Raw genomic sequence first — 22384 nt, 5'->3', positions numbered from 1 at the left:
GACGACATACTTCTACCACCCCCGTAAATCGGAGGCCACGAGGCGGCGGACGCGAAGCACCCCGCCGAACTCGACGTTATTTGTAGGGATCTGCCGCATCGCGCAAGCCATCTCCCAGAAAATTGAACGCCAAAATCACCAGCACCACCGGAACGATCGGGAACAACAGCCATGGGTAGAAGGCGATCACGCTTACGCTCTTGGCTTCCGTCAGCAGGATGCCCCAGCTGGTGATGGGCGGCCGCAGGCCGAGGCCGAGGAAGGAAAGCGCCGTCTCACCGAGGATCATACCCGGGATGGAAATCGTGGCGGATGCGATGAGATGCGACATGAAACCGGGCACGAGATGCCGGCCGATGACACGGGGGGTGCTGGCACCCATGAGCTGGGCGGCCTGGACATAATCTTCCTCACGCAGTGCCAGAAGCTTGGAGCGCACGGCGCGGGCGAGACCTGTCCAGTCGATGATGCCGAGAATGACGGTAATGCCGAAATAGATGACGATCGGGCTCCACGTCACAGGCATGATGGCGGCAAGCGCCATCCAGAGCGGCAGCGAGGGCAGTGATTGCAGCACTTCGATCAGGCGCTGCACGATGAGATCGAATACGCCGCCCCAATAACCGGCAAGGCCGCCGATGACGATGCCGAGCACAAAGCTGATGGAAATACCGATCAGCCCGATGGTGAGCGAGATGCGCGCGCCATAAAGGATGCGCGAAAGCACGTCACGGCCGAGACGGTCGGTGCCGAGCAGGAACATCTGCCCGCCGATTGCCGGACAAACGAGATGATAATTGGAAGCGACAAGCCCCCAGAGTTTGTAGCCATCACCACGGCAGAAGAAGCGGATCGGCTGGATGTCCTTCTGATTGTCGGTATAGAGACGGTGCAGGGTGTCGATATCGAGCGTCATCTGCCGGCCATAGACGAAGGGGCCGACGAAATTGCCCTGGCTGTCGAAAAGACGGACGCGCTGAGGCGGCGAATGGATAAAGTCGACGTTGCGGGTATGCAGCCCGTAAGGCGCCAGGAACTCGACGATCAGGATCATCAGGTAGACGGCGGCAAGGAAAATGCCGGATGCAAGCGCCAGCTTGTGGCGCTTGAACTTCCACCACATGAGCTGCTTCTGCGAGGCGAGGTGGATACGCGACTGCGCTGATGTCATCGTCTCCGTTGCGATCGGATCGAACGGGGCGGTCGAAACATAATGCGGCAGCGGTGCACCGGGTGCGGGTAGGGGCGACATTATTTGGTGCTCCTGCCTTGCAGACGGATGCGGGGATCAAGGAAGCCGAGYGCGATATCGGAAATCAGCACGCCGATGACGTTCAGGAAAGCGAGGAACATCAGGAACGAGCCGGCAAGGTACATGTCCTGGCTCTGCAGCGCCTTGATCAGCATCGGCCCGGTCGTCTCCAGGGACAGCACGATGGCGACGATCTCGGCGCCTGATATGATCGACGGCAGGATCGAGCCGATATCGGCAACGAAGAAGTTGAGCGCCATGCGCAGCGGATATTTGATAAGGGCGCGTATCGGATGCAGGCCCTTGGCGCGCGCCGTCGTCACATATTGCTTCTGCATCTCGTCGAGCAGGTTGGCGCGAAGGCGGCGGATCATGCCGGCTGTGCCGGCCGTTCCGACGATGACAACGGGGATCCAGAGGTGAGCAAGGATCGACCTCGCCTTATCCCAACTCATCGGTTCGTTCAGATATTGCTGGTCCATCAGATGGCCGATGGAGAGCCCGAACCAGACATTGGCGAAATACATCAGGATCAGCGCCAACATGAAGTTCGGGATGGCGATGCCGAGCAAGCCCAGGAAGGTCAACCCGTAATCGCCCCAGCTATATTGATGGGTCGCCGAATAGATGCCGATCGGGAAGGCGATCAGCCAGGTGAGAAGGATGGTTGAGAAGGAGACGAGGATCGTCAGCCACAGGCGGTCGCCCACAACGTCGGAAACCGGCAGCTGATATTCGAAGGAATAGCCGAAATCGCCGTGCAGCATGCCGCCGACCCAGAAGAAGTAACGCACGATCTCCGGTTGGTCGAAGCCGTATTGATGGCGCAGCTCCTCGATTTCCTGCAGGTTTGCAGTCTCGCCCTGGGCGCGCAGTTCGGCGATCTGGCTTTCGAAGAAGTCACCCGGCGGCAGTTCGATGATGACGAAGACCAGCGCCGATATCACGAGCAGGGTCGGCACCATGGCGGCGATACGCCAGAGGATATAGCGGATCATCGCTCAGGCCTCCTTGAACCAGAAGGTGTCCGGCATGTAGACGCCGAGGAAGGAGGTTGGATCGAAGCCGTAGAGCGCGTGCTCCGGCACGTTCTGCATTTTGGCGGATCTGAGGATCGGCTGCAGCGTGCTGTTGATGAGGCCGATCGAAAAGACCTGCTGGGTATAGAGGGACAGCATCTTGTGCCAGATAACCTCACGCTCTTCCGTCGTGGCACTTGCGCCCCACTGATTCAGGAGATCCACAAGCTCGGCCGCCTCCGGCAGATCGGGCGCCTTGCCCTCCTGACCGGCCGAAAGATAGTACATGCCCCAGAGCGGCCATTGAAGCTGGTCATCGAGCGTAGGGGCTAGTCCATAGGGAGACATGTCGGCGGTCGGCACGCCGTTATCCAGCCCGTACCAGATCGACATCATGATCGAGCCGCTCATGGCGCGATTGCGGAAGACGTCGCGCTGCGAGGTGCGGGTGAAGAGCGCCAGACCGATATTGGCCCAGTGATCGTGCACGAGTTCCAGAACGTCCGTGTCGAGATTGCTCTCGCCGGCTGTCTCGACGGTGATCTCGGCGCGGCGTCCGTCAGGCAGCAGGCGGATGCCATCGCTGTCGCGCTTGTCGAGGCCGAGTTCGTCGAGCAGCTTGTTGGCGGTGTCGGGGTCGAAATTCACATAGGCGTCGGCATATTCCTGCTTGAAGAGCGGGCTTTCGGGCAGCACCGTATCGGCACTCGCCTTGCCGAGGCCGTAGAAGGCCACCATGTTGATCTCATGCCGGTTGATCGCCAGCGACAAGGCTCGGCGGAAGCGCACGTCGCGAAAGAGCGTGCGCCAGGCTTCGTCGGCGACATTGAGGTTCGGCAACAGTGTGATGCGCGAGCCGCGCGCCATCTTCCAGAGATTGACCTTCACCGGGAAGCGCTTTTCAGCCTCTTTCAGGAAGGTGTAGTCGTTGAAGTCGATGCCGGTCGCCTGCAGGTCGGATTCGCCCGCACCCGCCTTGGCAGCGATGATCGAGGAGGAGGATACGTTGAGGATGAAGCGGTCGAGATAGGGCAGTTGCATGCCGTTCTCGTCCACGCGGTGGAAGAACGGATTGCGCTCGAAGACGAACTGATCGGCCGGCGGAGCCGTGCGGTTCTGCCAGGGATCGAGCGTCGGCAGATCGGGATTGTTGGGTCGGGAAGCGAGGGCCATCTTGATGTGCAGATCGGCCCACTTCTTGGCGCGGTTCTTTTTCATCAGCTCTTCGAGCTTGGCCTTGTCCTGAAAGCCTTTGTGGAACTGTTTCAGGTAATGGCCTGGGCCATAGATAACGAGCGGCAGAGGTCCGGCAAGCGCCGACAGAAAAACCGGGTTGGGCTTGTCCCAGCTATAGCGCACAGTCAGCTCGTCGAGCACTTCGAAGCGCGGCAGGGAGCCGTGCGGACGCAGCTCCAGAGCGCCGCCGCCGGGCGTCAGTTCCTTGTTGAGGATGACTTCTTCCCACCAGTAGCGGAAGGCTTCCGCCGTGAAGGGATGACCGTCCGACCATCTGTGCCCCTCGCGCAGACGGAAGGTGAAGATCGTGTCATTCTCCGAGGTGAAGTCGCGCAGGATATCGGGCTGGAACTGCAGCTTCATGTCATAGCCGACCAGCCGGGAATAGCCGTAGACCGTCATGTAGCGGATATCGCGCACACCGCCGATGATGGTGCGCACATTGCCGCCATAGGTGCCGGGCACGCGGCCCATGTCCTTGAGATTGACGATACGCGGCTCAGTCGGAATGCGCTCAGCCATTGGCGGCAGACTGCCGTCAGCGACCCTGGCCTTCAAAAATTCTGGCTCGGCGACCTGCTGGGCCCGAAGCACCGAAGGCGCGATGACCGAACCGATCAGGCCACCGAGAAAGATGCGGCGCGTCACCATCAGACTAGCTCCTTCGCATCGGCGCCCTTGCGGGCGCGCACCAGATGGCCGCCGCCGAGATCGGCATAAGCGAGTTCGGAGGCGTCATCGTGGTCCGCCCGGAAGACAGGCCCCCAATTTTGCTTATCGGCCGCTCCGTTTTCCTGCAGCGCCTTGAAGTCGAGCGGCCGGTCGAGATCCGGGAATGGAACGGCGGCAAGCAATGACTTCGTATAGGGGTGAACCGGATTGCGCAGAATGATCTCACGCGGGGCGATCTCGACGATACGGCCCTTGCACATGACTGCGATGCGGTCTGCCATGTAGTCGACGACTGCGAGATTGTGCGAGATGAACAGATAGGTGAGCCCCAGTTCTTTCTGCAGATCTTTCAGAAGGTTGAGGATCTGCGCCTGCACAGACACGTCGAGGGCCGATACCGGTTCGTCGAGGATGAGAAGCTTGGGGCCAAGGGCGAGCGCGCGGGCAATCCCGATGCGCTGGCGCTGGCCACCGGAGAAGCTGTGTGGATAGCGGTTGAGGTAGCGCCGGTCGAGGCCGATCGCGCCCATCAGCGCCTCGACCTTGGCCCTGCGCTCGGCGCTGTTGCCACGATCGTGGATTTCGAGCGGCTCGCTGAGGATATTGCGCACCGTCATGCGCGGCGAAAGCGAAGAAACCGGGTCCTGAAACACCATCTGGATCTTGGTGCGCAGGTCCTGCAGTTCCGAACCCTTGACGGAGAGGACGTCGATGACATCCTTGCCGTCGTTGAAGACGACCGCGCCGCTGTCAGGCGTGATCGCGCGCATGAGGATCTTGCTGACGGTCGTTTTGCCGCAGCCGGATTCGCCGACGAGCCCCAGACATTCGCCACGGCGGATATCGAAGCTGACGTCGTCGACAGCGTGCACGACCGTGGCTTCCTGGCCGCCGAAGAAGCTACGCTTGCGTGTCTTGTAGGTCTTCGAAAGGTTGGCGACGGAAAGGAGCACGCCGGGCGCTTCCTTTTCGACCGGCTTCTTCTTGCCGATCATCGATTCCAGGTTGACCGGAACCTCCCGCAGAGCTTTCAATCGCTCGCCCGGCTTCATGTCGAAATGCGGAACCGCAGCCATCAGGGCCTTGAGATAGGGATGTTGCGGATTGCGGAAGATTGCCTCGACCGGGCCGGCTTCCATGATCTCGCCGTGATAGATCACCACCACTTCATCGGCCATATTGGCGACGACCCCGAGATCGTGGGTGATGAGCAGCATGGCCATGCCAAGCTTGGCCTGCAGGTCGCGCAGCAGTTCGAGAATCTGGGCCTGGATCGTCACGTCGAGCGCGGTGGTCGGCTCGTCGGCAATCAGGAGCGCTGGCTTGCAAATCAGCGCCATGGCGATCATGGCGCGCTGGCGCATGCCGCCCGAAAGCTCGAACGGATACATGTCGTAGGTGCGTTTCGGATTGGAAAAGCCGACGAGGCCAAGCATTTCCTCGGTGCGCTCGCGCGCTTCCTTCTTGTCGGCATTCGTGTGGATCAGCAAAACCTCGCCGATCTGATTACCGACCGTGTGGAGCGGTGAGAGCGACGTCATCGGCTCCTGGAAGATGGTCGCCATACGGCGGCCGCGCAGGTCGCGCATTTCGGCGCTATCACGCGACAGGGAGAGAATATCGGTCGCCTTGCCATCCAGCGGGTCGGTAAACAGGATGCGGCCGCTCGCATGGGCCGGTGCCGGCAGGATGCCCATGATCGACTGGCTGATAACAGATTTGCCGGAGCCGCTTTCGCCAACGAGGGCAGTCACTTTCCCCGGCAGGATGCGGAGATTGGCTTCCTTTACGACGCGCAGTCGGTCGCCGAAAACGGAGAAGGCGACGTCCAGATTCTCAATACGCAACAGATCGGCTGCAGACGCCATACCAACGAAATTCCCCAGTCTTTTGTGTTCCCGTTAAGGCACACTATCGTACCGTAAACGGGGTGTCTAGTTGATGACAGGCATGGGGAAAAGCAGCGCATGGCGTCTATTTTACAAGGCGCTTGATGCGAGGGTTCTCATGTACGGTGCAGCGGCTAAAGCGGCTGCAATGTTCGCGCGTGATTACTGAATGAATTTTTCGATCGGCGTACGTTTTACCTGTTTCTTGTCGCGGTGAAGCATGATGACCTGTTCGGCTTCCGAAAGGCCGTTCTGAACGGATTCGCGGAAGCCCTCGTCGACATGGAGGCCGGATGCCGGCGCCCGCGGTTGCAGCACCGTCACCTTCTGGCGAATGCCGCGCAGCTTTTCCTCGCCGAGCGTGATCCATTCGCCGCCGCAATAACCAGCGAAGGCCTGGCTCGCGACGACCTCGCGGCTGTATTTCTTCGTCAGCACCTGCAGGCGCTGCACCTCGTTCACTGCAGAGCCGAAGGCGGAGAAGGTAAGGCGGTCCTTCAGGCCGACATTGCCGAACATGACGTTGCCGACATGCAGGCCGATGCCGTAGCCGATCTTCGGAAGGCCCTTCGCCTCGCGATCCTTGTTCAGTTCGGCAACCCGCGCCTGCGCATGATGCACTGCTGAAAGCGCTGCCTCGCAGGCGATCTTGGACGGGTCCTTGTGGCGACCGCAGGGATAGACGGCCAGGAAGCCGTCGCCGAGGAAACTCAGGATTTCGCCGCCGTTGCGGTTGAAGGGCGCGGCGATCGCGTCGAAGAACTGGTTGAGCGTATCGATGTAGGCCTGCCTGCCTTCCTTCTCGGCATACATGGTCGATTCGCGCATATCCGCCATGACGAGAGCGGCGCGGATCGTCTCACCATCGCCACGGCKAACCTGGCCGTTCAACACGCGTTTGCCAGCATCCCCGCCGAGATAGGTGGTCAGCATATTGTTGGCGAGCTTGGCAAGCACCGCCATCTTGGCGGCAACCGCCAGATGGTTCTGCATGCGCAGCAGCGCGTCGATCATATCGTCGGAAAAACCGGCCGGGCTATCGGTCGACCAGGAGCCCATCATGCCCTGTACCGAACCGTCGCCGAAGGGTTGCACGAAGGCGAGGTAATCGGTGACCTTTTCCTGCCGGAGATCCTCAAAGATCGGAAATTCGCTCGGGCCGTCAGGCATGATGCGGCGGCGGATATGCTGCAGATTGTTGTCGAGAAGATGGAAATAAGGGCTCTGCAGGAAACGGTCCGGCTTCTGGCCGGCCGGCATGCGGAAGCCCTCGATGGTCACGCCGCTGGAGCGCTTCCAGGTAAAGCTCAGCGCGTCGTAAAGCGGATGCAGCATCGAGAAGGTCAGGTGCACGCGCGCGAGTGGCAGGCCGGCGGCCGCAAGCCGCTCGCAGAAACCGCGCACGATGTTTTCAAGGTCGTCACCGGCCAGCGAAGAATTCGTCAGCCATTCAGCAACACGGTCCAACAAAATGGAGGATACGCTGGATTCGATCGTGCTCATTCTTGGTATTATCCTCATGGCGCACGTCCATCCCGAAAGGCAAAAACAACCCGGACCTGCCCATTCAGAATGAGCAGATCACAAAGAAATCAGGATGTACGAGCGGTATTATCGTGTCAACGATTGCCGATGACCGGCTATGACACCCGCCGGCTTCCGACCTCCTGGAAACGGGCGAGCAATCTTTGCAAAGTGGTTCATTATCATTTGCCAAAATAGGCACGCTGAAAGTGCGAAACAATGGGATTCTGATTTTTTTTGTGCGTCCCGGTTGCCGGGATGGCGGTCCCGAGTCATTTCGGCCACACCCTGTTGAAGAATCCAAGGCGCGGCACGACCAGACACTGCGAGCGGGCTGGGTTTAATTTGCCGCGATCATGCATTAGATCAGCGTTTGGATTCACTTTTTGCAAAAGGCATGGCCTTGGACGCACGCTCTTCCACCTTCGAGACGCTCTCAAAGAAGATTGAGGCCCGCACGGCGCGCGCCGGCATCATCGGTCTTGGTTATGTCGGCCTGCCGCTGGGGATCGCTGTGGCGCGCAGCGGCTTTGCCGTGACCGGCTTCGATATCGATCCGAAGAAGATCGTCGCGCTGGATGCCCGCCGCTCCTATATCGATGCGGTGACGAGCGAGGCGCTGACGGCCGAGATCGATGCGGGGCGGTTCTCCTCGACGACCGATTTCGCCAGCCTTTCGGATTGCGACGTGATCGTCATCTGCGTGCCGACGCCGCTCACCAAACACCGCGATCCCGATCTTTCCTTCGTGGAGGCGACGTCGCGGTCGATCGCCGCCCATCTGCGGCCGGGCCAGCTCATCGTACTGGAATCGACAACCTATCCCGGCACGACCGATGACATCGTGAAGGTCATTCTCGAAGGGACCGGCCTGAAATCCGGCTCCGACTTCTTCGTCGGTTTCTCGCCGGAGCGCGAAGACCCCGGCAATCAGCATTACCACACCGCGACGATCCCGAAGGTCGTTGCAGGCGACGGCACGCAGGCCCTGTCGCTGATGAAATCTTTCTACGGTGCCGTCGTCTCGACCGTCGTTCCGGTCTCCTCCAATGCAACGGCGGAAGCGGTCAAGCTCACCGAAAACATCTTCCGCTCGGTCAATATCGCACTCGTCAATGAGCTGAAGACCGTCTATGCGGCAATGGGCATCGATGTCTGGGAAGTCATCGATGCTGCCAAGACCAAGCCGTTCGGCTATATGCCTTTCTATCCCGGTCCTGGTCTCGGTGGTCACTGCATTCCGATCGACCCTTTCTACCTAACCTGGAAGTCGCGTGAATACGAGTTGCCGACACGCTTCATCGAGCTTGCCGGCGAAATCAATTCGGCGATGCCGCGCTATGTCGTCGGCAAGCTGGCCGAGGCGCTGGATATTCGTGCCGGCAAGGCGCTCAGCCGCTCACGCGTCCTCGTGCTTGGCCTCGCCTACAAGAAAAACGTTGCCGATATCAGGGAAAGCCCGTCGCTGCGCCTGATTGAAATCATCGAGGAGCGCGGCGGCAAGGCGGACTATCATGATCCCTTCGTCGCGGAGATTCCGTCGACCCGTGAATATCAGGCGCTGAAGGGCCGGAACTCCATCGACCTGACGCCGGAAGCCATTGCGGGATACGACGCGGTTCTCATCGCGACCGATCACGACGTGATCGACTATGCGGCTCTTTCGAAGAGCGCCAAACTGATTGTCGATACCCGAAACGTCTTCAGCCGGCTCGGCCTTGCAGCCGATCACGTCATCAAGGCGTAACGAGCACATCGGAAAGCTGCTTGCCGGTGATCTGGCTGGCGGCGACGGCGTAACCGCCGGCAGCGCCATCGATGAAATGCATGTGGTCGCGCGACAGCGGCGTCGGTACGAAGCAGGTCATCAGTGCCGATGATTGGCGGTGCAAGCCGTAACGCGCCACGCCCTTTTCCCGTGCCTGCTTCAATAGCATCTCGATGCGGGCGAAGTGGGCGGCGTCGACGTCGATGGTCATCTTCAACCCGTCGTCGAATTTGCGGAAATCCGAATTGCCCGAGACGTCCTTCTTGTAGCGGCGCGCGTTGAAATGGGCGAAGGTGATGCCGAATTTGTGCAGGAAAACGATCAGGCCGATCTGCAGGAAAATGAGGAACTTTTGCCGCAGGCGTTTGCCCTCCGGCGCCGTAGCATTCACCTCGCGATTGATGCCCTTCATCGAGAAGCCAAGCTCCGGCCCGTCTTCCGGCACGGGATGCCCGCTGCGGTTCTGTTCGGCTGTGATCGAAACGATACCGGCGACAAGGGCCTGAAATTCCAGGCCGGGACCATCCTCGCCGGGTACGGCGATGATCGAGACGATCTCGCCGTTGCGGGCCTCGATCGGGCTCCAGCGACAGGAGAGGCCGCTCAGATCCGGCCGAGTGCCGGGTCCAGCCTTTTCGACGCCGTACCGGCCCATCTTCATGTTCTTCTCGGCCCAGATCGTGCCACCGCCGGAAAACATCGCATAGGTGACGTAAGCACTTGCCGAATAGCGGGCAACGCGCACATCGAGACCTTCCGCGCGGATATCGGCGATCGGCACGATGGCGATACGAAGATCGAGGTCAAGATCCTCCTTCACCCAGACCTGCGTTGCGGCAAGTGCCACGCGCGCTTCCTTCTCAAGCGAAGCGGGCAAGGCGATCAGCGCGCCGTCACCGGCAAAGACGAAGGGATAGTCGCCTTTGCCGACGGCATTCAGCACTGCGGAAATGACGCTGGCGCCGGCCATGTTGACGTCCTTGTAGCGGCCGCCGGAAATCGCTTTCGTCGAGCCGACGATATCGGCCATCGCCAGCACCCACCCTTCGGGCAGCGGCTGGTAATTGCTCTCATCGGTCACGCCTTCGAAGTCGCTGAAGACCGGCACGTTGGCGAAGAATGCGTCGTTGGACATCTCGTTCATGAGGCCGAGTTTATCACAGACCCGTGTTGCCGCTGCAATGGCAATTTGCGTTTCCGGCAATCGACTTACACTGCATCGATATGGTAGCACCACTGACATATTTTATGACGGACAGGACAAGATGAGCCGCCTCGACAGCTTCATTCGCCGATTGACGGCTCAACGCGATATTCTCAATGCCATCATCGATCTGGTGGAAGAGGTGGAGGGGCCGGTGCTCGAATTCGGACTCGGCAACGGCCGCACCTACGACCATCTGCGCGAGCATTTTCCCGATCGCCGCATCATTGCCTTCGATTGGGAAATACGCTCCTATTCCGCCTCCACGCCGCCGGCCGAAAATATGGTGACGGGCAATATCCGCGATACCGGCCAGGCGTTCCTCGGGATCAATGCCGCGCTCGCCCATGCCGATATCGGCACCGGCCATGACGAGATCGATGCCGTGACGCTGACCTGGCTGCCGCAATTGATGGCTGGCGTGCTTACCCATCACGGCATCGCCGTCAGCGGCCTGCCGCTGGAACATCCCGAGCTTTTGCCCCTGCCTCTGCCCGGCGGCATCAAGGAAGGGCGCTATTTTCTCTACCGCCGGAAATTATGAGGCGCAGGAATAGGATGTAGCTGAAAGCGCGGCAAATTTTGCCTCGAAGTCGGCCGCGATTTTGTCCAGCGTCACGCTGCCCAATCGCCGCAGGAGCAGGGCCTGTGCCTCCTTCATCGCATCCTCGATAGCGGCATTCACGGCCTGTTCCACAAGGCATTTCGGTTGATCGTCGGCTGGGCCGATGGCGAAAAGATGCGGCTCGCCTATGGCGTGGTAGACATCGAGCAGGGTGATTTCCGACAACGGACGCACCAGCGTCCAACCCCCGCCATGCCCCTTTTCGGAACGGACATAGCCCTGTTCGCGAAGGCCGGCCATGGTGCGGCGGACGACGACGGGATTGGTGTTCAGCATCTTTGCAATCATTTCGGAGGTCGCCGAACGCTCGTGCCGATCCATGTGGATCAGCACGTGCAGCATGCGTGAAAGGCGGCTGTCATTGCGCATAAGATTCTATTCCCGTCGGTCGAATGGGTCATTATCGCAAGCAGATCGTAACAAGACAAGTAACATGATGCTTGACCGCGCTGTTTCATGTAACTTATGTTGCTTCGTGATTGGGCCAGCGTCAAAGGAGGGTTTCATGTCATTCGAGGTCATCGTCATCGGCGGAAATTTCGCCGGCTTGTCCGCGGCCATGCAGCTTGCCCGGGCGCGCCGTCGCGTTCTGCTTGTCGATGCAGGCGCGCCGCGCAATCGGTTTTCGCAGGCGTCACATGGCTTCCTGGGCCAGGACGGCCAGACGCCGACAGCGATCATGCGGGAGGGAAAACGGCAGCTTTCGCTTTATCCGACCGTCACCATTCGCGACGGGGAGGTTGTTCAGGCGCGTGCCGATGGCGACGAATTCGTCATCGGCATCACGGGTGGTGACGAAGAAAGGGCAGCGCGCATCGTCCTGGCAACCGGCATAAGCGACACGCTGCCTGAAATCCCCGGGCTGCGGGACCGATGGGGGCGCTCCGTGCTGCACTGCCCCTATTGCCACGGTTATGAGGTGAGCGGTGGTAAGCTCGGCGTTCTCGCAAACCATCCGCATTCGGCACATGCGGCCATGCTAATTCCCGACTGGGGAGAGACAACCTATTTCACCCAAGCGCTGTTCGAGCCGGATGAAGGGCAACTCGCAGGGCTGACCGCTCGCGGTGTACGGATCGAGCGCAGCCCTGTCGTGGAATTATTGGGCGACACTCCCAGGCTTGAGGCCGTTCGCCTCGGCGATGGCCGGGTCGTGCCGCTGGACGCTGTGTTCGTCGCTCCGAAAACGGCAATGGCAAGCCCGGTTGCCGAACAACTCGGCTGTGTTTTCGATGACGGTCCGTTCGGCCCGCTCATCCGGACCGGCGATAACAAGGAAACCTCCGTCAAGGGTGTCTTTGCAGCCGGCGATGCGGCAAGCGCCATGCATAACGCCACGCTCGCTTCCGCCTCAGGCGTCCTCGCCGGTGTGCATTGCCATCAATCGCTGGCGATACAGCCCACCCGATAGCTCTGCTTCGGTCTAAGGCAGGAACAGCACGTCATACTGATCGAATCCGCCCGGCAGATCACGGACTTTCATCTCCTTCTCGCCGTCCTCGAAGACCACGAGGCAATCCTCGTAGAAGCCTGCGAGCGTGCGAATGAAGGCCTTTGTGCCCTCCTGGCCGTAAAAGAGCGGCGTGAATTCCATATAGAGAGGCGCGCGGCGGGCAAGCAACGGCAGCATCGAGCGGCAGACAACCGGCTCGTAACCCTCGATATCCATCCAGACGAGTCCGATGGCAGTCTGGTCGATGCCGAGCTCGTCGAGGATGCCGGTCACGGACCGCACCGGAACACTGATCTTCCGGTCGCTGGCGCTCTGGCGGATGGCGCTGCTCTTGCCGTGATTGGCGCTGTTCAAAAAAAAGTCGATCTCGCCTTCACCTTCGCCCGCGGCGCAGTTGACGAGGCGCACCGTGTCGATAAGACCGTTCTGGCGGATATTTTGTTCCAGAAGGCGGAAATTGCGCGGATCTGGCTCGACGCTGATGATCCCGGCAAATGCGCGGGCGAGCGCAAAATAGACTGTCTGTGTGCCGATATTGCCGCCGATCTCCAGCAGCATGCTGCCCGTCTTCAGAAGGCCGCGCTGGCGCAGGATCACGAGCAGCCGGTCGACTGCCTCGCGCTCGAAATGGCCCTTCCGGAAGACCTTGCGGCCGATATAGTCGGTGGGTGAAAAACTCATCAGATGATCGCCGGCATCGATCGTCATGGAGGTGACACGTGGCCCGATATTCTCGATCAGCAGCCGGCGGCCGGTGCGGGTGTCAAAGAAACGCGTGGCCAGCGCATTGCGCGCCTTACGCAAACGGCGCTTCCAATATTTGCCAGTAAGCCATGCATGGCCGGACATTATTGTCTTTCCTTGAGCGGTTCGGCGGCTTTCTCTCTCGGAATGACGTAGACTTTCAAGGGGAGCGCCCGGCCACGCACATTGATTTCGCAGCTTTCGACCGTTTCCAGATCAATGCCGGCGCCTATCGCGACCGGCTCGGAAATGACGATCGCAGCGTTAAGCTCCTTGGCCGCCGTCTCCAGGCGGCTTGCGACATTGACTGTATCGCCGACGGCCGTCAGGCTGCGTACCCGCCCATAGCCCATCGTGCCGACGACTGCCGGGCCGGTGTGGATGCCGATAACGATCTGCAGCGGCAAAGGCAGTTCGTCGGAAAGTTCGGCGGCAAGCTTTTCCACCTCGGCAACAATCGCGGTCGCGGCAGCTACCGCCTGCCGGCAGGCTTCCTCAGGCGTGGTGTTGAGGCCGAAGAGTGCCATGGCGCCGTCGCCGATGAATTTGTCGAGCCGCCCGCCGGCCTGTTCCACCGCCTTGCCGACGATCCCGAAATAGCGGTTGAGCAGGAAGACGACGTCGAAGGGCAGGCGGGTTTCGGTCAGCGTCGTGAAATGGCGCATGTCGCAGAAGAGCACGGCGATCTCGCGTTCGCGACCGGGGCTGGTTTCCTGGCTGTTGGCGGGAAGGGCAGCCTCTGTCTGCGGCACAAGCAGCGGCGCGACGGTCAAGTCCCTATCCGGGCGGAGCTGACAGGCGAGGCGTACGTCGGGTGCCGCATTGATGCGCTTCAGAGTCGTCTGTTCCAGCTTGTCGGGCGGCGGCAGGGTCCAATAATCGCCGAGGATCTGCACGCGGCAGGTGGAACACTGACCCTTGCCGCCGCAGACCGAATAATGTGGCAGGCCGCCAAGCCTGCTTGCCTCCAGCACTGTGAAGCCGCGTGGCACGCGCACGGTCTCGCCGCCGGGATAGTGAACTGCGACCTGGTTCGCCCGCTCTTTCAGTCTGCGGCGCGCTCGTGCCAGGATGACGAGGGCAAGCGCTGCGGAGAAGCTGCCGTAGAGCCCGGCGCGGATCGTCGCGATTTTCTCGCGCGCCTCAGGATCGTTGTAATAGCGGGTATTAATCGTTTCCAGGTAATGTCCGGATTCGGCCTCGATATAAGAGGGATCGGACAGCGTGCGGCCCATCTCGACGAAACCGAGCAGCGCCAGCACGGGCAGGAGGATGGCGATGGCCAGAAGTAGCGATGAGGAATTGTCGTACCAGGGCCGATAGCGCAGCCAGAAATGTATGCCGATACAGCCGTGGATCCAGACGGCAAGCAGGGCGAAAGTCTGGCGTACGCCGTCCTTCGGCGAGTTGATCCAGAGCGTGCGAACGATCGTCTCATAATTATCGGTATAGCTGTAGAGCGCATGGACGATGCGTGTGCCGATGACATGGTCGATGAGCAGCAGAGGAATCAGAAGGCCGAGAACGATCTGTGCCATTTCGTTCTTCGGCATGACGAGGCTGCGACGCATATAGAGCCCACGCAGCACGAGCGTCATGTGGACGAGGACCGAGCCGTAGAAGAGCAGTGTGCCCAGCGGATTGCGCCAGATCACCAGAAACAGCCGGCGCGCATCGTCGGCTGCCGTCAGCGAAACAAGCCCCAACGCATGGTTTGACATATGCAGGATGATGAAGACGAACATCACAAGGCCGGAACCGAGCCTGGCCTTCCTGATCGTGCGCTCCGAAAAAATCCCTGTGGCCCAGACCGTCGTCATCAATTCCTGTTCTTGAAGCTCAAATCGCAAATGCACTAGAGAAGACGAAAAAGGGCGGAATTATCGTCTCGTCTAATCACGATCGCTTCGGTATGTCTGCCTGTATCGTTCAAGGATAGTGACAATAGCGGAAATTTTCGCTTACGGCGCGAGCGCCGATTGGAAACACACTGTCATACGCGGAGTGTCGCGATGCGGATTGCCTTCTACGCGCCGATGAAGTCGCCGCACCATCCGGTGCCCTCAGGTGACCGGTTGATGGCGCGGCTGTTGATCCGGGCGCTGGAAATGGCCGGGCATTCGGTCGAGGTTGTGTCCGAATTCCGCATCCATGCTGGCACGCCGGAAGCGGCGGCCGAAGCGCTGGCGAGGGCCAAAGAGGAGCTTGAGCGGCTTCGACGCAAATGGCGGGAGGAGCCGAAGCCGGAGCTCTGGTTCTGCTATCATCCCTACTACAAGTCCCCCGATCTCTTCGGACCCGCGATCGCGGCGGAATTCACGGTTCCCTACGTTACGGCGGAAGCCTCCTATTCGCGCAAGCGCGACGGAATGGGGTGGGCCTTGCTTCAGAAATCGGTGGGCGAGGCGATCCGCTGTGCGGCGGTCAATATCGCCTTTACCGAACGCGACCGGAAAGGATTGGAAGACGTCTTTCCCGAAGCGCGTATTGCCCGAATAAAGCCGTTCATCGACACAGCGTTTTTCGAGACGGTAACGCCTGCTCCCGATCCGCAACGCTTGGTGAGCGTGGCCATGATGCGGGCCGGTGACAAGATGGAGAGCTACAAGATGCTCGCTGCGGCACTGCGCATGATCGAGGATCGGCCCTGGACGCTCGGCATCATTGGCGACGGTCCGTTAAGGGCTGAGGTGGAGGCGCTGTTTGCGGGTTTTGCCCCCAGTCGTATCGACTGGCTCGGCCAGAGGGAGCCGGAAGAGATAGCCGAACTGCTTTCGAAGAGTGGCATCTATGTGTGGCCAGGCTGCGGCGAAGCCTATGGACTTGCCTATCTCGAAGCGCAGGCGGCGGGTCTTCCTGTCGTGGCGCAGAAGACCGCCGGCGTGCCTGCCGTGGTGGAGGCCGATATGACCGGGCTACTGACGCCTGATGGCGATATGCAAGCCTATGCGCGAGCCATTGCCGTACTGCTGGATGACCGGGCGCGCCGTGACGTCATGGCATCCGCCGCCCGCCGCTTCGTCCTCGACGAGCGTTCGCTTGCTGGCGCGTCGAAAGAACTGGATTTGATCCTACGCAATCATGCAGGAGCAGCATATGATCGATAGCAGTATCCTCGAGCCGTTGTATCGGGAGCTGGAGCGCTGGCGCGACGCCGGCCGCGTGGCAAGGCTCTGGCTGCGGGATGACGATGCAATCGAGCCGACGGCGGCGCTGGAGCGACTGCTCGCCGAGACGAAAAACTACGGCATCCCGATTACGCTTGCGATCATTCCGGCCCTTACCGGCGCACCGCTCGCTCAGCGGCTTGCGGACGAGGCGCATGTCAGTGTCGCGGTTCACGGCTGGGCGCATCACAATTATGCCGGACCTGACGACAAGAAACAGGAACTCGGTGGATCACGGCTGGAAGAGACCATTCTCGGCGAGCTCTATGAAGGCTTCCTGAAGTTGAAGGATCTCTACCCGACACGCTTTCTGACGATGCTGGTTCCGCCCTGGAACAGAATCGACAAGGGTCTCATTCCTAAGCTGTCGGCGCTCGGCTTCGAATCCCTTTCGACCTACGGACGCGTCAAGGGCGAAAGCCCGCTTGCCGTCGTCAACTCTCATGTCGACCTTATGGACTGGCACGGCACCCGTGGCGGGCGGCCGATGGCAGACCTGATCGGCGCACTGGTCGCCGAGCTGCAGGACAGGTTCGAGGGCAGCAGCGAGCCGATCGGCGTGCTCGGGCATCATCTGGTGCATGATGCGGCCGCCTGGGATTTCCTTGCCGAACTCTTTGAGGCGACCGCAGGCCACCCCGCTGTGGAATGGGTTTCAGCAGGCACGTTGGTGAAGGATCAGATGTCGACGACCTGATTGTCGCGGGCGGCAAAGGCACCGGCAAAGGCGGCCTGCGCCTCGCTTTCCATGACGGCAAGCTGTTCATCGGTGCGCGACGGCGCATGATGGAACAAGGCGAAGCGCTTTGCGCCTGCCATCTTCGCAAGTTCAGTGCCGTGCTGCCACGTAGAGTGGCCGAAACCCTTGAAGCGCTGCATCTCGTCTTCGTTATAGGTGCAGTCGTAGACGACGAGATCGGCGTCCTTCATCATCTCAAGCGCCACCGGATCATGCGTGCCCGGAATGTGCTCGATGTCGTAGATCAGCGCCACGATGCGGCCCTTCCAGTGGATGCGATAACCGATCGCACCGCCCGGATGGTTCAGCATGTATGTCTGCATTTCGACGCCTTCATGCGGGGTCAGCGTCTGGCCCGCATGGAAATCGCGGAAATTCATCGTCGCCTGACAGATATCGGTCTTTACCGGAAACCAGGGCGGGCTGATGAACTGCTCGACCATCTCGCGCGTGCTCATCTTGCCGTCCAGATGGCCGGACCAGATGTTGACGTTGATCGACGGGTAGTAGATCGCCTTGAAAAAGGGCAGGCCGATGATGTGGTCGTAATGGCAGTGACTGAAGAAGAGGTCGACATCATGGACCTCATCCGCAAGAAGCGAAAGGCCAGCCTCGCGCAGTCCCGAGCCTGCGTCGAAGATCATCCGGTGCTCGCCGCAGCGAATTTCTATGCAGGAGGTGTTGCCTCCATATCGGTCGAATTCCGGGCCTGACACGGGAATGCTTCCCCGAACGCCCCAAAATTTTACCTGAAACAGATCGTTACTCATTTTCCTTCAAACCAGCTTTCCCGCTTCGTCATCGTAGTCACCATCGATCCCGATGCGAAGCTGCAGAATTCCACGGGTTTGCCTATATCCCCTCGCACTCTTCTAACGGCTAGCCGAAGAAGAAGTAGATTTTCCTAAGCAATCGGCTTTTGGCTCAGAATGCAAGCCGGTATGGTTCGTTTTCTGTAAACGTTCCGGCGTATGCGAGGTCGCGACATTTCCCGCGGGATCATGCGACTTAAATGGTTGCGCGCGACCGAAAATGCAAATCCCCTGCTTTTGGCGGTGCTGAAGCCGCGGAACGGCCTGAAAAATGCGTCGAAGTTGGACAGCGGCAAAGCGCGGCGGCGTGAAGGCTGCGTGTCTTAGTAGTGGACCCCGGCACGAGACGCCAACGTCCGCTTCTGCAGAAGATATTGTCATAAAACTGAAATAGATCTGTCGCAGAGCTGTCATCCGGAGTGCCTAAATGTCGCCATACTTTCTTTAAAGCGACATTTGGTCTGCCCATGAACGCCCCCTCAATTCGATCGTCCTCTGCCGTTGCCGCGGCGGGCCTGGAATTGAGCTACGGGCGAACGCAGATCCTCAAAGGCATTGATTTTTCTCTGGAAAAGGGCAAGACGCTGGCGTTGCTCGGCCCTTCGGGCTGCGGCAAAACCACGCTTCTTAGGCTGGTTGCAGGCCTGCTTGCGCCGACCAAGGGGGCTGTTTCGATTGCCGGTACCATCGTTGCCGATGATACGACCGGCGCCTTCGTTCCCCCGGAGAGGCGCGGGCTCGGCATGGTCTTCCAGGACTATGCGCTCTGGCCGCATCTAACGGTCGGCGGCAATGTCTCCTTTCCGCTTGAAATGCGCGGCGTCGGCAAGGCGGAGCGCCATACCCGGACGATGCGCGCCCTTGAGCGCGTCGGCCTTTCGGCCTATGCCGACCGGCGGCCAAGCGATCTCTCCGGCGGCCAGCAGCAGCGCGTGGCGATTGCGCGCGCCATCGTCGCCGAGCCGCAGCTTATCCTTTTCGATGAACCGCTTTCCAACCTCGACCGCGAACTGCGCGAAAACATGGTGGGCGAGCTCGCCGAGCTCATCTCCACACTCTGCCTGACGGCGATCTATGTGACGCACGACCATAGCGAGGCGCTGACGCTGGCTGATGAGGTCGCGGTCATGCGCTCCGGCCTTATCGAGCAGCTTGCCTCGCCTGACGACCTGATCGAGCGGCCGGCCACACCCGAGGTTGCCGACTTCCTGCGGCTTGGCTGCCTCGCCGATATCGCGCGGCGCGGACGCGCCTGGTACTTCAAGGACAGCGACATCGTGCTGACCGAAGCCGAAGGAGTTGCCGGCGACGGCGCTCGCGTGCTGATCCCGGTCGCCTGCATCTCGGCCGGTGAAGCCTCTCCCGATCGACTAGCCGCCACCGTGCTGCGTTCGCAGTTCCGCGGCGATGGGCATCTGGCAAGCGTTTCGCTCTCCGGTCTGCCCGGCTTGGAATTGCAGGTTCTGAGCCGCGCCAAGCTGCGTGCCGGCGAGACGGTCGGCCTTTCGATCGACTCAGCGCAAATCCGTTGGTTTCAGCAGAAAATACACCAATCCATAGAGGAGAAACTGGAACATGTTTAAGTCATTGAAGAGCATCACTTTTGGCGTCGTCGTCGCCGCCCTGATGGCCGGTGTCGCCCATGCCGACGTCACCGTTTATACCGCCGGCCCGCAGAGCCTCATCGACAAGCTGTCGGCCGGCTTCACCAAGCAGACAGGCGTCAAGGTCAATGTTTTCCAGGCAACGACCGGCAAGGTCATGGCCCGTATCGAAGCCGAAGCCGCAAACCCCGTTGTCGACGTCGTCATCTCGGCTTCCTGGGATACGGCCAACGACTTTGCCAAGCGCGGCTGGCTCGTCAACTATTCGAGCCCGAACGCAGCCAAGGTTCCGGATTTCCTGAAGTCCGAGGGCGCCGTTGCACAGGGCATCTCGGCTCTCGGCATCGTCTGGAACTCCAAGAGCGGCACGCCGAAGCCGTCCGAATGGGCCGACCTGACGAAGCCGGAATACAAGGACCTCGTCAATATTCCGGATCCGGCGCAGTCCGGTTCATCCTTCGAACTGACCGCTGCTCTCGGCGGCCAGGACGACTGGAAGCTCTTCAAGGCTCTGCAGGCAAACGGCGCCATCATCGCCGGCGCAAATGCTGACGCCCTGAACCCGGTTCTGCAGGGTGCCAAGGCCGTCGTATTCGGCGCTGTCGACTACATTGCTCTCGCTGCCCAGAAGAAGGGCGAGAGCATCGAAGTCGTGTTCCCGAAGTCCGGTACCGTCATCGCGCCGCGCCCGGCCATGATCATGAAGTCGTCCAAGAACCAGGAAGACGCCAAGAAGTTCATCGACTACATGCTCTCTGACGAAGGTCAGGCCCTGGTTGCCGGCGAAATGCTGATGCCGTCGCGCACCGACGTTGCCGCCAGCCGTCCGCTGATCAGCGACCTGACGCTTCTGAAATACGACACGGCTGCTGTTTACGGCAAGCGTAAGGAAACGCTGAAGACCTTCGCCGATCTCTACGGCGCCAAGTAAGGTCCAGACAATGCGAGGAAACGGCATCGGCGGCACGGCTCCGGCCGCCTGGCTGGCAACGGCAGGTCTCATTGTCGTCGTTGCCGTTCCCTTCATCGCAGTGGTACTGCAGGGCATCTTCCCCGAACTCGGACAGGGCTCGTTTGCAAGCCCTTTCTCCTCGCTCTATGCGACGCTCGCCGACAGTTCGCTCATCCGCATGGGCGGCAACACCATCCTGCTCGGCGCTTGCGTGGTGTTTGCTTCGGCGCTCGTCGCTGTGCCGCTCGGCGTCTTCCGGGCCCTCTACAGAATTCCCTTTGCGCCTGTCTGGGACGTGCTGCTGCTCGTGCCCTTCATGATCCCGCCTTATATCGCCACGCTCGGCTGGATCATGACCCTGCAGCCGCGCGGTTATCTGCAGCAGCTTGCCGGTTTCAATCTGGCACCCTTCCTGTTTTCGATCTTCGGCATGACGCTGGTCATGGCCTTCAACACCTTCCCGGTCGTCTATTTCGCGGTGTCGCGCACGGTCGAGGCCGTCGGCGCACGTTATGCCGATGTCGGCCGCGTCTTCGGCGCGTCGCCGGCACGCGCCTTCTGGCGTATCACGTTGCCACTGTCTGCGCCTGGCCTCACGGCGAGCCTCATGCTGGTCTTTGCCGCTGCGATCGAGGAATATGGCACGCCTGCAGCGCTCGGTCGCCGCGCCGGTTTCCAGGTGCTGGTCACCGGCATCGACCTTCGTGTCACCGACTGGCCGATCGATCTGCCGGGTGCAGCGATCCTGTCGCTGGTGCTGGTCGCCATGTCGCTCGTCACCTTCCTCTTGCAGCGCTGGATTCTGGCACGGCGCTCCTACCAGACGGTCGGCGGCAAACCGACGGCAAAGGACAAGCGCCCGCTTGGCACGCTGAAGCTACCCGTCATGATTGCCTTTAGCGTCGTGGCGTTTCTCGCGACCGGCGTACCGCTGCTGGCAATCCTTGCGACCGCGCTAGCGCGAACGATCTCCGGCGGCCTTGCTCTCGACAATGTCAGCCTCGACAATTTCATGGCGGTCTTCGGTAATAGCGCTGGCGCCGTGACGGCGCTGATCAACAGTTTCTCGCTGGGTATCGGCACGGCGCTGATCACGGGACTGATCGGCGTTACGGCCGCCTATACTGTCGTTAAGACGAAAATCTCCGGCGGAATGGCCATCGATGTCATGACAATCCTGCCAAATGCGCTGCCAGGTATCGTCGTAGCCGTTGGTCTCATCCTCGCCTGGAACATGCCGGGCCTGCCGTTTACGCCCTACAATACCGGCCTCATCCTGCTGCTTGCCTATTGCTGCATCCTGCTGCCGCAGCCGGTGCGCTACACGACGGCGGCCTTCCAGCAGATCGGCGACAATCTGGAGGCGGCTGCCCGCGTCTGTGGCGCGAGCGGCATCACGGCCTTCCGGCGTATCCTTCTGCCGCTCGTCTTTCCAAGCCTTGCCTCTTCGATGCTGCTGGTCTTTGCGCTGGCCTCGCGCGAACTCGTTGCCTCGGTCGTCGTCGCACCTGTCGGCATGCAGACGATCGCGACCTTCATCTGGCGGCAGTTCGAACAGGGTTCGATCGGCCTCGGCATGGCCATGGCTTTCATCGCCATCTGTATCACGACGTTGTTGCCGCTGATCTTCATGGGGCTGATGCGACGTGACAATATGGTTGTCGATTGAGGCGTGCTCAAAATTGAGATGTTCTTGTTTCTCGCGGAAATTGCTGAGATAATTT

18 protein-coding genes are annotated in these 22384 nt (G+C 60.5%); 8 read left to right on the top strand and 10 right to left on the bottom strand.

Translation table 11 applies throughout. The features are described from left to right. Positions 1-76: 76 nt before the first annotated feature. From AC1DTN_RS13015 to AC1DTN_RS12995, 5 genes are all read right to left on the bottom strand, one after another. Positions 77-1252, bottom strand: a complete 1176-nt coding sequence (locus tag AC1DTN_RS13015) for an ABC transporter permease (protein ID WP_310382422.1) — start codon at positions 1250-1252, stop codon at positions 77-79. After that, positions 1252-2250 carry an ABC transporter permease gene (locus tag AC1DTN_RS13010; RefSeq protein WP_439017632.1) on the bottom strand — a complete coding sequence of 333 codons (999 nt, stop codon included), beginning with the start codon at positions 2248-2250 and terminating at the stop codon, positions 1252-1254. The genes AC1DTN_RS13015 and AC1DTN_RS13010 overlap by 1 nt, the downstream gene beginning before the upstream one ends. A 3-nt stretch (positions 2251-2253) precedes the next feature. Further along, entirely contained in the window at positions 2254-4158 is a 1905-nt protein-coding gene (locus AC1DTN_RS13005; RefSeq protein WP_477921277.1) for an ABC transporter substrate-binding protein, read from the bottom strand. After that, complete coding sequence (locus AC1DTN_RS13000) at positions 4158-6047, bottom strand: ABC transporter ATP-binding protein (protein WP_113323664.1); 1890 nt, start codon at positions 6045-6047, stop codon at positions 4158-4160. The genes AC1DTN_RS13005 and AC1DTN_RS13000 overlap by 1 nt, the downstream gene beginning before the upstream one ends. 183 nt (positions 6048-6230) lie before the next feature. Further along, positions 6231-7571: an adenylate/guanylate cyclase domain-containing protein gene (locus AC1DTN_RS12995; RefSeq protein ID WP_477921276.1), complete on the bottom strand. Its 1341-nt coding sequence runs from the start codon at positions 7569-7571 to the stop codon at positions 6231-6233. Positions 7572-7989: 418 nt separating this feature from the next. Between AC1DTN_RS12995 and AC1DTN_RS12990 the strand changes: the two genes are divergently transcribed. Next, the gene (locus AC1DTN_RS12990; protein WP_477921275.1) at positions 7990-9339 is read left to right on the top strand and encodes a nucleotide sugar dehydrogenase; all 1350 of its coding nucleotides are present in this window, start codon (positions 7990-7992) and stop codon (positions 9337-9339) included. On the opposite strand, the gene AC1DTN_RS12985 is transcribed toward AC1DTN_RS12990, so the two are convergent. After that, entirely contained in the window at positions 9329-10504 is a 1176-nt protein-coding gene (locus AC1DTN_RS12985; protein WP_477921274.1) for a DUF3095 domain-containing protein, read from the bottom strand. The two genes, AC1DTN_RS12990 and AC1DTN_RS12985, sit on opposite strands and share 11 nt — an antisense overlap. 121 nt (positions 10505-10625) lie before the next feature. Here AC1DTN_RS12985 and AC1DTN_RS12980 point away from each other — a divergent pair, with 121 nt between their 5' ends. Continuing rightward, the gene (locus tag AC1DTN_RS12980) at positions 10626-11108 is read left to right on the top strand and encodes a class I SAM-dependent methyltransferase (protein ID WP_477921273.1); all 483 of its coding nucleotides are present in this window, start codon (positions 10626-10628) and stop codon (positions 11106-11108) included. Here the strand turns inward: AC1DTN_RS12980 and AC1DTN_RS12975 are convergent. After that, the gene (locus AC1DTN_RS12975) at positions 11103-11558 is read right to left on the bottom strand and encodes an Rrf2 family transcriptional regulator (RefSeq protein WP_477921272.1); all 456 of its coding nucleotides are present in this window, start codon (positions 11556-11558) and stop codon (positions 11103-11105) included. The two genes, AC1DTN_RS12980 and AC1DTN_RS12975, sit on opposite strands and share 6 nt — an antisense overlap. Before the next feature lie 136 nt (positions 11559-11694). Between AC1DTN_RS12975 and AC1DTN_RS12970 the strand changes: the two genes are divergently transcribed. Beyond that, entirely contained in the window at positions 11695-12600 is a 906-nt protein-coding gene (locus tag AC1DTN_RS12970) for an NAD(P)/FAD-dependent oxidoreductase (protein ID WP_477921270.1), read from the top strand. A 12-nt stretch (positions 12601-12612) separates the two neighbouring features. Here AC1DTN_RS12970 and AC1DTN_RS12965 read toward each other — a convergent pair whose 3' ends face one another. After that, positions 12613-13491, bottom strand: coding sequence for an FkbM family methyltransferase (locus AC1DTN_RS12965; protein WP_477921269.1), 879 nt, complete (start codon positions 13489-13491; stop codon positions 12613-12615). After that, positions 13491-15206 carry an adenylate/guanylate cyclase domain-containing protein gene (locus AC1DTN_RS12960; RefSeq protein WP_477921268.1) on the bottom strand — a complete coding sequence of 572 codons (1716 nt, stop codon included), beginning with the start codon at positions 15204-15206 and terminating at the stop codon, positions 13491-13493. Before AC1DTN_RS12960 ends, AC1DTN_RS12965 begins: the two co-directional genes overlap by 1 nt. A gap of 192 nt (positions 15207-15398) precedes the next feature. On the opposite strand from AC1DTN_RS12960, the gene AC1DTN_RS12955 reads away from it, so the two are divergent. Next, positions 15399-16493, top strand: a complete 1095-nt coding sequence (locus tag AC1DTN_RS12955) for a glycosyltransferase family 4 protein (RefSeq protein WP_439017641.1) — start codon at positions 15399-15401, stop codon at positions 16491-16493. Next, positions 16483-17250, top strand: a complete 768-nt coding sequence (locus AC1DTN_RS12950) for a polysaccharide deacetylase family protein (protein ID WP_113323672.1) — start codon at positions 16483-16485, stop codon at positions 17248-17250. The genes AC1DTN_RS12955 and AC1DTN_RS12950 overlap by 11 nt, the downstream gene beginning before the upstream one ends. Here the strand turns inward: AC1DTN_RS12950 and AC1DTN_RS12945 are convergent. Further along, positions 17232-18062, bottom strand: coding sequence for an MBL fold metallo-hydrolase (locus AC1DTN_RS12945; protein ID WP_113323673.1), 831 nt, complete (start codon positions 18060-18062; stop codon positions 17232-17234). The genes AC1DTN_RS12950 and AC1DTN_RS12945 overlap by 19 nt on opposite strands. A gap of 509 nt (positions 18063-18571) precedes the next feature. Here AC1DTN_RS12945 and AC1DTN_RS12940 point away from each other — a divergent pair. The 3 genes from AC1DTN_RS12940 to AC1DTN_RS12930 are packed head-to-tail and all read left to right on the top strand — an operon-like array spanning position 18572 to position 22329. Then, positions 18572-19687, top strand: a complete 1116-nt coding sequence (locus AC1DTN_RS12940) for an ABC transporter ATP-binding protein (RefSeq protein WP_439017642.1) — start codon at positions 18572-18574, stop codon at positions 19685-19687. Beyond that, positions 19680-20639 carry an ABC transporter substrate-binding protein gene (locus tag AC1DTN_RS12935; protein WP_439017643.1) on the top strand — a complete coding sequence of 320 codons (960 nt, stop codon included), beginning with the start codon at positions 19680-19682 and terminating at the stop codon, positions 20637-20639. The genes AC1DTN_RS12940 and AC1DTN_RS12935 overlap by 8 nt, the downstream gene beginning before the upstream one ends. Positions 20640-20649: 10 nt before the next feature. Further along, positions 20650-22329: an ABC transporter permease gene (locus tag AC1DTN_RS12930; RefSeq protein ID WP_477921266.1), complete on the top strand. Its 1680-nt coding sequence runs from the start codon at positions 20650-20652 to the stop codon at positions 22327-22329. Positions 22330-22384: the final 55 nt, after the last annotated feature.

The sequence above is a fragment of the Rhizobium sp. 01T444 genome (genome assembly GCF_056398305.1).
The sequence above is the reverse complement of the archived record's forward strand: the minus strand, read 5'-3'. Positions and strand labels throughout refer to the sequence as shown.